Source organism: Rhodobacter capsulatus, assembly GCF_052363185.1.
Lineage (GTDB): Bacteria > Pseudomonadota > Alphaproteobacteria > Rhodobacterales > Rhodobacteraceae > Rhodobacter > Rhodobacter capsulatus_E.
In genome coordinates this window covers 2,099,817-2,114,681 of sequence record NZ_CP198955.1, presented here as the reverse complement: position 1 = coordinate 2,114,681, position 14,865 = coordinate 2,099,817, and the positions used below count along the sequence as shown (strand labels likewise).

15 protein-coding genes are annotated in these 14,865 nt (G+C 65.5%); 3 read left to right on the top strand and 12 right to left on the bottom strand.

Annotated elements, in window-relative coordinates; all coding sequences use genetic code 11:
• Positions 1–191 precede the first annotated feature (191 nt).
• Positions 192–5,423, top strand: coding sequence for a beta strand repeat-containing protein (locus tag ACTTAG_RS10495; protein ID WP_444462277.1), 5,232 nt, complete (start codon positions 192–194; stop codon positions 5,421–5,423).
• A 47-nt stretch (positions 5,424–5,470) separates the two neighbouring features.
• A complete protein-coding gene (locus ACTTAG_RS10490; protein ID WP_444462276.1) occupies positions 5,471–6,304 on the top strand; it encodes a sulfotransferase family protein in 834 nt (277 codons plus the stop codon).
• A gap of 4 nt (positions 6,305–6,308) precedes the next feature.
• Here ACTTAG_RS10490 and ACTTAG_RS10485 read toward each other — a convergent pair whose 3' ends face one another.
• The 11 genes from ACTTAG_RS10485 to ACTTAG_RS10435 form a co-directional block, all read right to left on the bottom strand.
• Entirely contained in the window at positions 6,309–7,529 is a 1,221-nt protein-coding gene (locus ACTTAG_RS10485) for a hypothetical protein (RefSeq protein ID WP_444462275.1), read from the bottom strand.
• Positions 7,526–8,029, bottom strand: coding sequence for a DUF1804 family protein (locus tag ACTTAG_RS10480; protein ID WP_444462274.1), 504 nt, complete (start codon positions 8,027–8,029; stop codon positions 7,526–7,528). Before ACTTAG_RS10480 ends, ACTTAG_RS10485 begins: the two co-directional genes overlap by 4 nt.
• Complete coding sequence (locus ACTTAG_RS10475; protein ID WP_444462273.1) at positions 8,019–8,282, bottom strand: hemolysin XhlA family protein; 264 nt, start codon at positions 8,280–8,282, stop codon at positions 8,019–8,021. The genes ACTTAG_RS10480 and ACTTAG_RS10475 overlap by 11 nt, the downstream gene beginning before the upstream one ends.
• On the bottom strand, positions 8,279–8,599 hold the full coding sequence (locus ACTTAG_RS10470; protein WP_444462272.1) for a hypothetical protein: 321 nt from the start codon (positions 8,597–8,599) through the stop codon (positions 8,279–8,281). Before ACTTAG_RS10470 ends, ACTTAG_RS10475 begins: the two co-directional genes overlap by 4 nt.
• A complete protein-coding gene (locus ACTTAG_RS10465) occupies positions 8,514–8,747 on the bottom strand; it encodes a hypothetical protein (RefSeq protein ID WP_444462271.1) in 234 nt (77 codons plus the stop codon). The genes ACTTAG_RS10470 and ACTTAG_RS10465 overlap by 86 nt, the downstream gene beginning before the upstream one ends.
• Entirely contained in the window at positions 8,747–9,184 is a 438-nt protein-coding gene (locus ACTTAG_RS10460; protein ID WP_444462270.1) for a peptidoglycan-binding protein, read from the bottom strand. Before ACTTAG_RS10460 ends, ACTTAG_RS10465 begins: the two co-directional genes overlap by 1 nt.
• 219 nt (positions 9,185–9,403) lie before the next feature.
• Positions 9,404–9,850 (bottom strand): phage protein GemA/Gp16 family protein, encoded by a 447-nt coding sequence (locus tag ACTTAG_RS10455; protein WP_444462269.1) that lies wholly within the window; start codon positions 9,848–9,850, stop codon positions 9,404–9,406.
• The gene (locus tag ACTTAG_RS10450; RefSeq protein WP_444462268.1) at positions 9,847–10,803 is read right to left on the bottom strand and encodes a DNA-binding protein; all 957 of its coding nucleotides are present in this window, start codon (positions 10,801–10,803) and stop codon (positions 9,847–9,849) included. Before ACTTAG_RS10450 ends, ACTTAG_RS10455 begins: the two co-directional genes overlap by 4 nt.
• Positions 10,800–11,294 (bottom strand): hypothetical protein, encoded by a 495-nt coding sequence (locus ACTTAG_RS10445; RefSeq protein WP_444462267.1) that lies wholly within the window; start codon positions 11,292–11,294, stop codon positions 10,800–10,802. Before ACTTAG_RS10445 ends, ACTTAG_RS10450 begins: the two co-directional genes overlap by 4 nt.
• Positions 11,284–11,601, bottom strand: a complete 318-nt coding sequence (locus ACTTAG_RS10440) for a hypothetical protein (RefSeq protein ID WP_444462266.1) — start codon at positions 11,599–11,601, stop codon at positions 11,284–11,286. The genes ACTTAG_RS10445 and ACTTAG_RS10440 overlap by 11 nt, the downstream gene beginning before the upstream one ends.
• On the bottom strand, positions 11,598–11,837 hold the full coding sequence (locus ACTTAG_RS10435) for a helix-turn-helix domain-containing protein (RefSeq protein WP_444462265.1): 240 nt from the start codon (positions 11,835–11,837) through the stop codon (positions 11,598–11,600). The genes ACTTAG_RS10440 and ACTTAG_RS10435 overlap by 4 nt, the downstream gene beginning before the upstream one ends.
• Positions 11,838–12,000: 163 nt before the next feature.
• On the opposite strand from ACTTAG_RS10435, the gene ACTTAG_RS10430 reads away from it, so the two are divergent.
• Positions 12,001–12,792: a S24 family peptidase gene (locus ACTTAG_RS10430; protein ID WP_444462264.1), complete on the top strand. Its 792-nt coding sequence runs from the start codon at positions 12,001–12,003 to the stop codon at positions 12,790–12,792.
• A gap of 742 nt (positions 12,793–13,534) precedes the next feature.
• On the opposite strand, the gene ACTTAG_RS10425 is transcribed toward ACTTAG_RS10430, so the two are convergent.
• Entirely contained in the window at positions 13,535–14,812 is a 1,278-nt protein-coding gene (locus tag ACTTAG_RS10425) for a mannose-1-phosphate guanylyltransferase/mannose-6-phosphate isomerase (RefSeq protein WP_444462263.1), read from the bottom strand.
• Positions 14,813–14,865: the final 53 nt, after the last annotated feature.

The window sequence follows — 14,865 nt, the reverse complement described above, 5'->3', positions numbered from 1 at the left end:
GCGGCACCGGAGCGGGGCAGCCGGAAGGGCTGCGACATCCCGCCGCAGAGCTTGAAGGTCTTGGTTAATTTTCCATTGACACAAAGCCTTCCGGCGCGGTTTATTTTCCTCAATTTCTTACGGGTGGTGCCAATTTCTTACGGGCGGTGCTGTCCGGTTCCCTTCAAGTTGTGTGGTTTCAGGGGTCATCAATGACAAACACTTTCTCGAAGAAACATTCCGGCGCAAATGGCCTTTTCGGGATGGCGGATCTTCTGTCGGACATCGGTTCCGGCATCGCCCCGCAAACGGCGGCGCCTGTGCGGGCTGCTGCGGCGGGCAAGGTGCTGACCGGGACCGCGGGCGACAATGCGCTGACCGGCGGGACGGGCGATGATACGCTGCGCGGGCTTGCGGGTGACGACACGCTGCGCGGGGGGGCGGGCAACGACCTGCTTGATGGCGGCACCGGCGCCGACATCCTGACGGGCGGCACCGGCAACGATCTGTATCTGGTTGATTCCACGCTCGATCGGGTGGTCGAGGCGGCGCGCGGGGGCAGCGACACCGTCTCCTCCTCGGTCAGCTTTACGCTGGGCAACGAGATCGAGACGCTGATCCTGACCGGAACGGCGGCGCTTTCGGGCACGGGCAATGCGCTTGACAACCTGATCGAGGGCAATGCCGGGGCCAATACGCTGCGCGGCGCGGGCGGGATGGACACGCTGCGCGGCAATGGCGGCGCCGACCTGTTCGACCTGCGCGCGGGCGAGGTGGCGGCGGGCGGCGTGATCGACGGCGGGCAGGGCGTTGACATCCTGTCGGGTCAGGCCTTCGTCGGCGCGGCCGATCTGAGCGGGCTGACCATCACCAACGTTGAATCGATCGAGGGCTTCGACGATGGCCTGACGCTGCGGGCGGCGCAGCTGAACGGGATGAGTGGCGAGATCGACGTGGGCGGCACGCTGGCGCTTTCGGATGCGGGCACGGTCGATCTGCGGGGCGCGCATGTCCTGACCGAGATGATCGCGCTGTCCGATGCCGGCAACACGCTGCTGCTTTCGGTCGGGCGCGGCCGGGCGGGCGGGCTGTTTGCGGGCACGGTGCTGGGCGGGGCGGGGGCCGACACGGTGACGCTGTCGGGCGCCAACGCGCTGCGCGGCAGCCTGCTGGACGGGCGCGGCGGCAATGACGCGCTGACCGGGGCCAGCGGCGCCGACACGCTTTATGGCGGCACCGGCGCCGACACGCTGCGCGGCGGCGCGGGCAACGACCTGCTGGCGCTGCGCGCGATCACGGAACTGGCCACGGGCGAGATCTATGACGGCGGCGCGGGCTTTGACGTGCTGACCGGCAACCGCATCTATCGCGCGGTCGATTTTGCCGCGCTCGGCACCTCGTTCCTGGCGATCGAGGCGGTGCGGGGCTTCCATGGCGGGGCCACCTTCAGCTGTGCCCAGCTGGGCGCCATCGGCCGGGAAATCGACATTGACCGCATCCGCATCGCCGATGCCGGGGCGGTCGATCTGTCGGGGATCAACCTGCTGGCGGGCGATCTTTACCTGTCGAACGGCGGCAACAGCGTGACGCTGGCGGGCGGCCTGCCGGGCGATCTGGAGGCGGGCGGTTTCGCGGGCGAGGTGCATGGCGGCGCGGGGGCGGACCGGGTGGTCCTGCTGGGCGGCTATGCGGCGGAGCTCGGCGGGGCGATCGCGGTCTGGGGCAATGACGGCAATGACACGCTGATCGGCGCGGACGAGGGCTATACGACGCTTTCGGGCGGCCATGGCGCCGACAGCGTGATCGGCGGCGCGGCGGCGGAAACCTTCCTTGTCGAAGCCGCGGACGAGCTGGCCGCGGGCGAGGTCTATGACGGCAATGGCGGCTATGACCGGGTCCTGATCCAGCAGGTCGATCCGGAAACCGGCGCGGTCGATCTGGCGGCGCTGGGCACGAGCTTTGCCGATTTCGAAATGCTGCGGATCGAGGGCGGCGCGCGGATGAGCCGGGCGCAGCTCGAGGCGTTCAGCGGCGGCAGTGCCAGCATCTGGGGCGGGCTGAGCATTGCCGATGCCGGGGCGCTTGACCTGTCGGACCTGCCGCTTATCGCCGGAGTCGTGACGCTTGCGGCCGGGGGCAACAGCCTGCGGCTGAACGATGACAGCGCGATCAGCCTGGTGGCGGGCGGGGATGGCAATGACGGCATCACCGTGGTCGCGGCGGGCGATACGGATTGGGCCGGCGCGTTCCGGATCGACGGCGGGGCGGGCAACGACACGATCACCGGCGGCGGCAATCGGGATTATCTGCTGGGGGGCGCGGGCAATGACGTGCTTGACGGCGGGGCGGGCGGCGACGTGCTTGAAGGTGGGGCAGGGCTTGACACGCTGCGCGGCGGCGCGGGCTATGACGTTTTCGAGATCGATCAAGCCGGATTGGTCAACGGTGAAATCCTTGACGGCGGCGCCGACTTCGACAGGTTGACGCTGTCGGGCAGCTCGGAAATTACCCTGACCAACTATACCATTACCGGCATCGAAGTGCTGCAAAGCAACGTCAACCTGCGCATGACCGCGGGACAGTTGATGGCCTTTAACTTGGGTGTTGACTGGGCTCCGGTGCTGACCCTGACCACCGGCGGGGTGGTCGATCTGACCGGCCAGTCCATCGAGGTCGACCAGTTGCGCCTGTCGGACACCGCCACCGATCTGCGGCTGGCGGGCAATGGCAGCCTGACCGGCGACTTCTATGGCGCCGTGATCGGCGGGGCCGGCCATGACACGATCACCGTCATCGACGGCGATGCCGCTTACGCCGGGGTTTTGATCGAGGGCGGCGGCGGCAACGACCTGATCACCGGCGGCAACGGCAATGACACGCTGACCGGCGGGGCCGGGGTCGATACGCTGCGCGGCGGGGCGGGCGATGACCGCTTTTACCTCACCGGCGCTGGCGATCTTGGCACGGGCGAGGTCTATGACGGCGGGGCGGGGGATGACTGGATCCTTGGTGTCTCGGGCGTCGGTTCGGCCACCATCGACCTGAGCGGCGCAACCCTGAGCGGCATCGAGGGGCTGGCGAATTTCGCTGCGGTGCGGCTGACCGCGGCGCAGGCCGATGCGCTGCAGGCGCTGCGGGCGGGCGCGCTGACCCTGGCCAGTGGCGGGCTGGTGGATCTGACCGACACCAATATCGAAACGGTCGAGGACATCCATCTGTCCGACACCGCGACCGATTTGCGGATTTCGGCCATCGGCGGCGAAAGCGACTACGGCTACGGCTACAGTCCGGCGTTTCATGGCCGCGTGCAGGGCGGGGCGGGCCATGACACGATCTCGGTGCTGGGCGCGGTCCCAAGCTGGGAGACCACAGAGGCCGGCGTGACGATCGACGGCGCGGGCGGCAATGACGTGATCACCGGCGGGGGCCGCAGCGACGTGCTTGTCGGTGGCGCGGGCGCCGATACGCTGACCGGCGGGGCGGGATATGACCGCTTCGTGTTGGCCTCGGGCGATCTGGCCGCGGGCGAGGTGATCGACGGCGGCGCCGACATCGACACGCTGGACGCCTCGGCGTTTGAGGGAACCACCATCGACATGACCGGGGTCACCCTGACCTCGATCGAGCAGCTGGTGGGTTTCGAGGATGTCATCTCCGATGTCGCCTCGGCGCGGGCAATTGCGCGGCTGATGACCTCTGGCACGCTGACGCTGAGCAATGGCGGCACGCTTGATCTGCAAGAGAGCATCGTGCGGCTGGGCGTTCTGCAACTCTCCGACACCGCCACCAACCTTCTGCTGAATGACGGCGGGCCGGGCGCCTATGGCAATTTCGAGCAGGGCTTCACCGGCACGGTGCAGGGCGGGGCTGGCAATGACACGATCGGCTTCGTTGCGTCGTGGGCGGCCGGATATTCCGGGTATGCCGGGGCCACGCTGGATGGCAACGGCGGTGCCGACGTGATCACCGGATCGTCGTTCCGCGACACGCTCATCGGTGGCGCGGGGGCCGACACGCTGACCGGCGGCGCCGGATATGACCGCTTCGTGCTGGTCTCGGGCGATCTGGTCGCAGGCGAGGTGATCGACGGCGGCGCTGACATCGACACGCTGGACGCCTCGGCGCTCGAGGGAGCCACCATCGACATGACCGGGGTCACCCTGACCTCGATCGAGGTGCTGGAGGGTTTCGAGGATGTCGTCTCCGATGTCGCCTCGGCGCGGGGAATTGCGCGGCTGATGACCTCGGGCACGCTGACGCTGAGCAATGGCGGCACGCTTGATCTGCAAGATAGCGTCGTGCGGCTGGGCGTTCTGCAGCTGTCCGACACCGCCACGACTGTCCTGCTGAATGACGGCGGGATGGGCGCCTATGGCGATTTCGAGCAGGGCTTCACCGGCACCGTGCAGGGCGGGGCGGGCAATGACACGATCGGCTTTGTCGCGTCGGGGGCGGCCGGATATTCCTCGTATCCCGGGGCCACGCTGGATGGCAACGGCGGTGCCGACGTGATCACCGGATCGTCGTTCAACGACACGCTCATCGGTGGCGCGGGTGCCGACACGCTGACCGGCGGCGCCGGATATGACCGCTTCGTGCTGGCCTCGGGCGATCTGGTCGCGGGCGAGGTGATCGACGGCGGCGAAGGCCGTGACACGCTGGACGGCTCTGCCTTCGGCTCGGCCACCATCGACCTGAGCGGCGTCACCCTGACCTCGATCGAGGTGCTGGAGGGCTTTGAAAACGTCGCCTCCGATCTCGCCTCGGCGGTGGCGCTGGCGGCGCAGATCTCCTCGGGCACGCTGACGCTGACCCAGGCCGGAACGCTGACCCTTGGCGCGGTGAACTGCAGCACGCTGAACCTTGCGGCGGGGACCAACAGCCTCTCGGTCGACATTTCCGATCGCGAGAATGGTACTCTGACGATCAATGGCAACAGCGGCGCCGACAGCTTTACCGGCAGTGTGGTAAGCGGTGACCTCGTGGTCTTCGATGGCGGCGCCGGTGATGATCTGTTCGACATCACTCAGCGTTGGAGCACGATCGACGTCAATGGCGGCCTTGGCAACGATACGATCTATGCCGACAACGACAATTCGGGCAGTTTCAACGGCGGCGCGGGTGACGACCTGCTGGTCGGCGGCTACAGCCTCTATACGGTCAACTTCGTCTTCGATGCCACGGCGATCGGCGGCAATGACACGATCTCGGGCTTCGGTTTTGACAACGAAATCATCGGCGGACCGAGAATCTCGATCACCGGCGGGGCCTCTGCGGTCGATTATATCGGCGATGCGGCCTTTGGCGGCTATGGCACGACCGAGGTGCGCTGGAACGGGTCGCGGCTGGAGGTCGATTACGACGGCGACAGCACGTCGGATTTCACCATCACCCTGACCGGCATGACCAGCGCGGGCATGCTGGGCGACTGGGCCTTCAACTGACCTGCCGCGCAGGGGCAGGCCGGAACCAATCCGATGCAGGAGAGACCTTGACCAGACTGCATTTCATTTCCGGCCTGCCGCGGTCGGGCTCGACCCTGCTGGCGGCGCTGCTGTCGCAAAACCCGCGCTTCCGCGCCGGCATGTCCAGCCCCGTCTTTGGTGTCTTCAATGCCACGCTGGCGGCGATGGGGGCGGGCAACGAATATGCGCCGTTCCTGAACGAGACGCAGAAACACGCGATGCTGCAGGGGGTGTTTCGCGGCTATGTCGAGGGGCTCGAGGGCCCCACGCCCGAGGTGCTGTTTGACACCAACCGGATGTGGACCTCGCGGATGCCGGCGCTGCTGCGGCTGTTTCCGGGGGCGCGGGTGATTGCCTGCGTGCGCAACCCGGCCTGGGTGCTGGATTCGATCGAACAGCTGTTGCGGCGCAATGCGCTGGACACGCCACGGCTGTTCGGCACCGAGGCCGAGCGTTCCTCGGTCTATGCCCGGGCCGATGCGCTGATGGGGCGGGGGCGGCTGATCGGCGGGGCGCATACCGCGCTCAAGGAGGCCTTTTTCGGCCCCGATGCGGGCGCGCTGCTGCTGCTGGATTATGACACGCTGGTGCGCCATCCCGCCGATGCGATGACGCTGATCTATCGCTTTCTGGGCGAGCCCCCCTTCGCGCATGATTTCGAGAATGTCAGCTATCAGGCCGAGGAATTCGACAGCTATCTGATGGCGCGGGGGCTGCATGCGGTCACCGGCCGGGTCGAGGCGAAGCCGCGCCCGACCTGCCTGCCGCCTGACCTGTTTCGTCGCTTTGCCGGGCTGGATTTCTGGACCGGGGGGCAAAGCCAAGCCTGGCGCATCGCCGCGGCCGAGACCAAGGCCTGACATTTCACCCGCGCGCCGCTCCCCGGGGAAAGTGGCGGTCACAGGGTGAAGTCGTCTTGCGGCCGAAACGCCCGGCCGCGCAGGATCGCATCGAGATCCTCGACGCTCCACCGCTCCAATGCGCCGATCCGGGTCGGCGGGGGAGGGCGCCCGCGGCGACAAGATCGCGAAACTCGGCCAGTTTCAGATCGAGCAACCGCGCCGCGGTGCGGTCGCTGGCATAAAGCAGTTGCAGGGCGGGCCTAGCCATGACCGCCCCTCCGACGCGCGCCGCCTTGCGCCGACCGCGGGCCTCGGCAGGGGGCGGTTCGGGCAGGGCGAGGGGCGGCGACTTCGACGACGGCGAGCGATCAAGCAGCGGGCGGCTGAGGCCGTCGAGGGTGTTTGCGCACAAAATCCAGCTGACGCGGCTCAGATCAATGGGCGCCTGCAGATAGGGACAGACGAAACTGGCCGCGGTCGATCGCTGCAAAAGCGGCAGGAGAGCCGCGCGGGGATCTCCGCCACTCCCCGCCTTGCCGCTGAATTTGTCGATCTTGTCGATCAGGATCATCGGGCTGGTGCGCTGCTCGGGGCTGCGGACCAGCTCATCGTTCTCGATGTCGTCAAGGAACAGCAGATCGGGCCGATAGGGTCCATGACGGCGGCCGCGGATCTTCTTCGCGGCGCCCAGTCCCTCGGCGCGGATGTTGTTGCGCGTGACGATCTCGCCCTCGCGCCACAACCGCCCCTGGCCGAAAGCGTCAGGAAAGTCGTTCTGCAGCCGGACGTTCGTCGTCAGCTCGGCCTTGATCGCCTCGATCAGCAGCGCTGCCTGCTCATAGACGTCGCAGACCACGATGATGTAGCGCTTGAGCCCGCGCATGATGCAATAAAGCGCAAAGCCCAACGACAGGTGGGTCGATTTCGAGGCCCCGCGGGGCGCGACGAAGAGATCCCGCACGCCCTTTTCCGAGGCGAGGATCTCCGGCACCCGGGCGAAGATGTGCTGGTGAAACAGGCTATGCTCGCCGCGGACATAGTGCGGCAGATAGGTTTCCATGAAGAACTGGAAGCCGTCCGCCTCGGCAACCCGACGCAGACGCTCTTTCTTGGCGGCCAGATCGGGCGCGAAAGCCTCGACGCTCAGTTCGATGTGACGGGCAAATTCGCTCGCCATTTCCGCGATGGTGTCGCGGAAGTCCTTCTTGCTGACAGCGGCCTTCAGCTGCGGCCGCCGGGTCATGACGTGTAGATCTCGGCCAGCCGCTCGCTGAAGGGCTCGATGATCTCAAGGATCGCGGCCGAATGGTGGGGGAAGTTCTCGCGCACGAAATCCAGCATCTCGCGCATGACATGCTGCGCCACGCCCAGTTCCGAGATCTTCGGCGCGAACTTCTTGGCGCTGGCGGCCATCTTCGTCATCGCGTCCGAGAGCGAGACTAGCATCGCGACCTTTTCCTTGGTCGAGTGCTCGCCGGACTTGATCTCCTCAAGGATCTCCTGCGCCTGCATCATGAAGTCTTCGACCACGGTCGAAACCACGGCCTCGACGCCTTCGCCCGCGATCACATGGGCGGTGCGCGCCTTGTCCCAATCGTCGCCCTGCTCCTTGGCGGCTTTCTTCCAGCGCCCAACCGTCGCTTCGGAAATCCCGTAAGCGGCGGCGATGGTGGCGGCGGTGAAGCGCCGAAAGACATAGTCGGACCGGGCCTTGCGGCGCACATCCTCGTTATTACGCGCCATTGAGGCCTCCCGAGATGACAAACGTGATGGCGGCGGCAAGAAGGCCGCCAAGGACAAGGCGGGTCAGCCAGGTGATCCCGGAGTGGATCGACTCGAGCGCGTCCGTGGTGCCCTTGCGCCATTCGGCCATGGTCGCCCCATCGATCTCGATCTTGCGGATCCGCTCTTCGTGGCCATCGATGCGCTTGTGGGCGCGCTCTATCGACTCGGCGACATAGGGCGGCACGGCGGGATGGCTGGGCAGCGCGGTCATTTCTGCGCCCCCGCCCATTTCGCGACCATGTCCTTGGCCGTGTGCCCGCCCATGTAGAGACCCATGTAGATCCCGGAGAGCGTCAGCAACTGGTCGATCGGCATCTGCGGCATCGCGGTCCCGAAAGCGGCATTGACGACATGCAGCACGATCACCGACCAAAGCCAGAGCGCGGCCAGCAGATACATTCCGGCCGGGCGCCAGGCGCGCATCCAGAGCGGTTCCGAGGCCTCAGCCGCGAGCTGCGCCTTCTGCAGCTCCAGCCCGGAGGCGTAGAGCGCGATCAGTTCCGGGCTGATCCTCGGCGGCCTGGTCAAGCTGATCGACCGGCACACCGACCTGATCGGCGATCGCGCCCAGGATATCACCGGCGAGCTGGCCCGCGCCGTCGCCGAATTTGCGGGCGACGATCTTCTCGACGACTTTCAGACCGGCCAATCCGGCCAGGGCAACAAGGGCGGACATCAGAGGCTCCTCAGGGCGGCGGCCAGGCGCGGCGCACGGCCTTGGAATTTTGCGGCGATCACGTCGCGGTATGCCCAAGCGAGCCACAGGCCCCAGAGGCCGACAGCCCCGGCCGCGACGCCAATCGCCCAGGGCTGGGCGGCGATCCAGTCGGTGATGTCCGAGGTGCCGGTCGGGGCCGTAGCGGTGATGCCGGTGGCAGTGGTGCTGACGCTCGCCAAGGCGACGGGCTTGGCCTTCTCGGCGGCATCGATGCGCCGCTGCAGGGTGGACAGGGTGGCGCGGCCGATCTTGCCGTCCGCGGTCAACCCGTGGTCGTTCTGAAAGCGGCGGATCTCGGCCGCGGGAATGGCCGCGGAATCGAGCCCGACCGGATAGCCGAGCTTGTTGAAGGCCGTCATCGCCGCAATCTTCTCGGCGAAATCGAGCTGCAGCACCCAGCGCGCGACACTCACCGACGGCCGCGAGGGCTCGCTCAGCACCAGCCCAAGAACGCATAGGCGGTCCAGTTGTCGCCGGTCTTTGGTGCCGTGGAAATCGGCTTCAGTTCGAACATTTCAGCCCCCAGAACACGACGGCGGTGGCCACGATCATCGCGCCCGGCGCGGCGACGGTGAGCCAGTAATGATCGCGCAGATAGTCGAGCACGAAGGTCATCATTTCCGATCTCCCTCTCTGGGCAATTCGGTGGGGATGTTGTGGCGTTTGCACCAGGCCTGCAGGGCCTCGATCACGGTGCTGATCTGCTTGGCATCGGTCATCCGGTCGATGTCGATCGGCACCGCGCCCCAGCTGGCGCCGTAGCGCGACCGGATGAAGGCGTTCAGCCCCTTCGCGCCCGCCACATTGGCAACGCCCGCCTTGTTCAGCTTGCCCCACAGGACATGGCAGTACCGGACATCCTTGCGGGCGGCGGGGGCGCGCTTTCCGCCGGTCTTCTGGAAGCTCATGCGCTTCATCTCGTCAAGAACGGCGGTTTTCTGACGGTCTGTCATCAGCTTGAGCGAGGCCTGACCGGTCACGCGCTCCAGCATGGCCCGGTAATCGTCCTCGGCCATTTTCAGCTTGTCCTTGGCGATGTTGATCACGGCGTTCAGGTTCATGACAGCCCCGCATGCGCTTTGAGGATCGTCAGCTCGATCTCTTCGGCCCCGAAGTTCGTCGGAGCCGCCTCGATGTGAAACACGGCACCCGCGCACATCGTCACCCGCAGCGCCCGAAAGCCGCTGGTATTAGGAGTGGGTCCGCAGACCCACTCCATCGCCGCGACGAACTGCGGGTTGATGTGCACCCCGAAGTCGGTCGAGATCATCATTTCAGGACACCGGCCCGGGCGCGCAGCACCTGCAGCAGCTGGGTCTGCCGCTCGATCGTCACGCCGTTCGGCGTCAGCGCAATGAAGCGCGTTTTGCACTCCCCGACCTCCTTGCCGATCTCGTCGGCCAAGACCTCCATTCGCCACCACGATCCGCTCCGGGTCGATCATGAACCCGGTCTTCAGCAGCAGCGGCCGCGCCAGGCTGGCGATCTCGCGCTCTGTCAGGATTTCCCCGAAATCGCGCCGCGCCTCGATTTCCTGACGCGACACCATCGCGGCTTGCGCCTCAAGAAACTGCGCCACGCCCCAGGCACGCGACATCCCCTGCGAAATCGCATAGCCCTCGATCGCCTTCAGGATCTCGGCACGGGCCTCCATCACCTTGCGGGCGCGGGCGGGCAGCGTGCTTGCCTTCAGCGCCGCGATCCGGCGATCATCTGCCGAGTGCTCGGCCTCCAGACGGGCTTTCAGACCGGCGGTGATCAGGCTGCCTTCATAAGCCAGACGCAGCGGCTCCGGCATCAGGCTGATATGGTATTCCATCCCGCCGCCCACTTTGCCGATGCGCTTGCGGGCCAGCTTTGGGCCAAGGTCATCCCAACCTGCACGCGAAACGTAGTCGCAAACACCTCGTTTCGTCTGCGGAAAGCAGGTCAGCCCCTTATTCTTGTCGATTTCCGCCAACTCGCGTGCCGTGAAGAAGGTCTGGGTCGTGGAAGTCGTTACGAGGTCTTTCAACGGTTCACCCTCCGACGAGCGGCCAGCGCCGCCCGGCGTGCCTGCATTTCTTCGATGTGCTCTTCGAGCAGCCGCTCTTCGATCAGCGCGGCATACTCATCCTCGATCACCGTCAGACCGAACTCGCCCGGCACGAAACCAAGCAGGTCCCGCGCTCCAGTGACCTTGACGAGCGCGATGAAGGCGTCGAGCGGGATGCGGTGCTCCTCAGATCCCTCGGAGCACCATTTGTTCAGGATCGCCTCCGACACCGGGCGGCCAAGAAACTCGGCCATGTCGCGCGCGATTTGCGCTCTCGACTGGCCACCATCGCGTGCATCACGCAGCGCATGGGTGATGATCCGAGCGATCTTGCTGTCGAGCCGCCCGCGTCCGATGCCGCCGAGCCCCCCGGCCAGGAAACACCCAGCCCAAATCGTCAGGATGATCGACGCCACGCCGATCACATCCTCGATCATCTCGATCGGCCCGAAACGTTCATCACCGCCCATGACCGGCCTCCGCCATCACGGTCACCGGCATCGCCACGCTCACCGGATGCGCCATCATCGACGCCACGGCGGCGCGCAGCAGCAGATCTTCGCTGACCGCCGCGCGGCCATCCTGCTCATGCGCTTCCGCCACCAGGAACGACTGGATCTCGCGCAGCGCCTGGGCAAGGCGCGACCGCGTCCACTGATCGGGCGGCAAGCCACCCGACAGAACGGCGATCGCCTCACCAAGATCACCGGCCGCGCGCCGGAAACCGGCCGCGGACCCGTCAAGAACGGGCGTGGGTTTGGACAAAACCGGGCTCATGCGGCCGCTCCTTTGTCCGAAAGCTGCTGCGCTTTTTTCCTTGCGATCAGGGCTTCATTCTCGGCAGAAAGAAGCGAGGATTTCCGATGAGGATAACGAGTCGGGAAAAGCTCAGCCGGGGTCACGCCGAGGAAGTCGGCAAGGGCCTTTTCGGCGGGGCGCGTGGGGCGGCACCAAACGGACCGCATCTGGCTCGGGCTCACGTCGCTAAGGATGGCGAGACCCGTCAAGGTCATGCATTTCTCCTCAAGGGCGCACTTGATCTGGGCTTTCCCAGATTTTGCTCATCTGGGAACCTCCTGGGGAAAGTCGATGTTGGCGCATCGGCTTTTTTCAGTTTCGTTTGTTGCAATCGTCGGAAGCGCGAGCCGCCGACATAGGCAAGGGATAACTCCGCAAATGGAGACGGCAAATCCAAATCTGGATGATCTTCCGCCTTCGCAACCAAATGTGGAGGAGGCGAGGCTGCGCGCTCGGGTAGCATCGGCAATTGCTGCCGGTGGGGGCGTGAAGGAAATGTTTGAAAAGACTGGCATTCCGAAAGGGACAATGGAGAAGTATGCGGCGCAGACGTCCACTGCCTCCTTTGTGAATGCCGCAAAGATCGCGGCAGCGGCGGGCGTTACGCTCGATCAGATCGCCTTCTCAGAAGGCGACATCTCCAGAAATGGAGCCGCTCAGCGGCTGCGTGATGTCATCGTCGGCATCTCCGAGAGGGGCCGAAGGGACGAACGGCCTACAGCGCCGATCATGGATTTCAACCAACCGGATTTTGTCAGATTGCCTATTTACAACGATGTGCATGCCTCGGCCGGGCCGGGCACTGTTCCCGCCTCAGAACAGGCCGACGGTGTCGTCGCCTTCACCCGCCGCTTTCTCTCCAACCAGGGCGCAAGACCGGATCATTGCTCGGTCATCTGGGCGCGTGGAACCTCGATGAAGCCGACCATCCCGGACGGCGCGCTCCTCGTCGTCGACCACAGCCAGCGCGAGGTCGAACACGGCTGCATCTACGTCTTCAACGTCTCAGACAGGCTCCTGGTCAAACGCGCCCGCTGGCGCCTCGACGGCCGCCTCGAACTCGTCTCTGACAACACCGACGAGGGCTACCCGGTCGAGACCTTCGGGGCCGAATCCGTGGACCAGCTGCGCGTCGTCGGCCGGGTTGTCTACTTCGGGCGGACACCGTGAGCGGGCTGCTACCGCTGGTTACAGAGTGACGCGATCGCCCGGGTGTCATCGAGTGTCCGTTCAATTTCAGCGTTTTGATGCTCCGTCAGATTATCGATGAAGCCTGCAGCTCCCCTCTGCGGGACTCCGGAACGTCAAACCACAGGCTGACCGCAATCCTCAGATAGTTGACCTGGTGCGCCTGCTCCACGGTCGCATCGACGGAATTCTTCGCCAGGTCTCCCGCGGCAGCGCAGAGCGCTTTTCCGTCCTGCCCATGCGCCAGCGTCGGCGCCGACGCTAGAAGTGCAACAGCCGCTGAGTATCTCATGATCGCACCATTGATTGGAGATGTGCCAGACGACGCTAACCCTCAGACATAACTATCGCAATCGGCATGAACGAGCGTCAAGACCTACCGCGGAAGCCCTCATCCTGACGACTTGCAGAGCAAAACACGGTTCCCACTTGCTGCCGGTTTATAAAACGCATTTTCAGAAGTCATTATTATTATAAATCAACGGCTTGCAAGCTTCTTTCGGCGTTTTTGGAAAGCGGGAACCGATTTCCCACTTCGCCTCATCCCTGCGATCACCCGATCATCCATCTTGGCGCTATCACGTCAGCTTTCACCGTCCGAACGCCTTTATTTGTCAAAGTGATAGCTGTTGCTCGCGGGTGATGCCTTCGCGAGCGTCATTCGACAGGATTTGCGGTCCCCATGTCGATTTTCCCCGCCATTTTCGACACCAACTTGCAATCATCAGCACCGCCTCGGCGCGCCTGAAAGCTCCATATACATCAACGTTTTCAATGCGCTTGCCATTGCGCCGCGGGGCCATCGCTCCTGTCCGGAAGGTAGTCCCCCCCCTACACCCGGATGCACGACGATGCGCTTGACCTGAAACCGCGGCCCCAGCGCCAGGGTTTCGAAATACCCCCAAGGGCGGTGATCCTTCGGGAATTGCACCGCCTGCGCCGCCTTGCGGGCCTTCAGCGCATCGACCGCCTTTTTCACGTCCTGCGCGCGGGACATGTCGGCGACCAGAACCGCATCGCTCATCGCCACGGCGATGATGTTCTTCAGGCCGATGCCGACCAGTTCCACCCCCTCGCTTTCCGAACGCAGCAGGCTGTCGCGGCACTCGATCGCGGTGGCACCGTCCGAGGTCGCAACCCCCGCGCCGTCCTGGGTCTGGGCCGCCCAGACCGCATCCCAGCCGCCAAGGTCCGACCATGCGCCGCTGAAGGGCACGGCGGCCAGGTTCGCCGCCCGCTCCATCACCGCATAATCGAGCGAGATATCGGGCGCCTTGGCCCAGGGCTCGGGGGCGAGGCGCAGAAAACCCAGATCGGCGCGGGCACTATCGACGGCGGCGCGGACCGGGGCCAGAACCTCGGGGGCATGGGCTTCGAAGGCGGCGATCATGTCGGCGGCGCGGAACAAAAAGATCCCGGCATTCCAGAGAAAATTCCCGGCCGCCAGCATCGCCTCGGCCCGGGCGAGATCGGGCTTTTCGACGAAGCGGGTCAGGGCCACCGGGGCGCCCTCGGCCCCGGGCGGCGCCGAGAGTTCCAGATAGCCATAGCCGGTTTCGGGGTGCTGCGGCGTGATGCCGAAGGTGACGATCTGGCCCGCCGCCACCGCCGCCATGCCCCGCATCACCGCTGCACGGAACGCCGCCGCGTCGGGGATGGCGTGATCGGAGGGCGCGACGAGCAGCACCGCCTCGGGGTCGGTGGCCAGCAGGTGCAGCGCCGCCGCAAGAACCGCGGGGGCGGTGTTGCGCCCCTCGGGCTCGATCAGGATCGCGCCCGGATCAAGGCCGATCTTGGCCAGTTGTTCGGTGACGATGAAGCGGAAATCGCTGTTCGTCAGCACCAGCGGCGCGGCAAATTCCGCCCCGCACAGACGCAGCGCCGAGGCCTGAAACAGCGTCTGATCCCCCAGAAGCGGCACGAATTGCTTCGGGTAACTCTTGCGTGACAGCGGCCAAAGGCGGGTGCCGGAACCGCCGCACAGAATCGTCGGATAGATCATCGACTGGCCCCCTTGGTAACACGAGGAGGGCTTCAGAATCGCTGCGGAGTTGC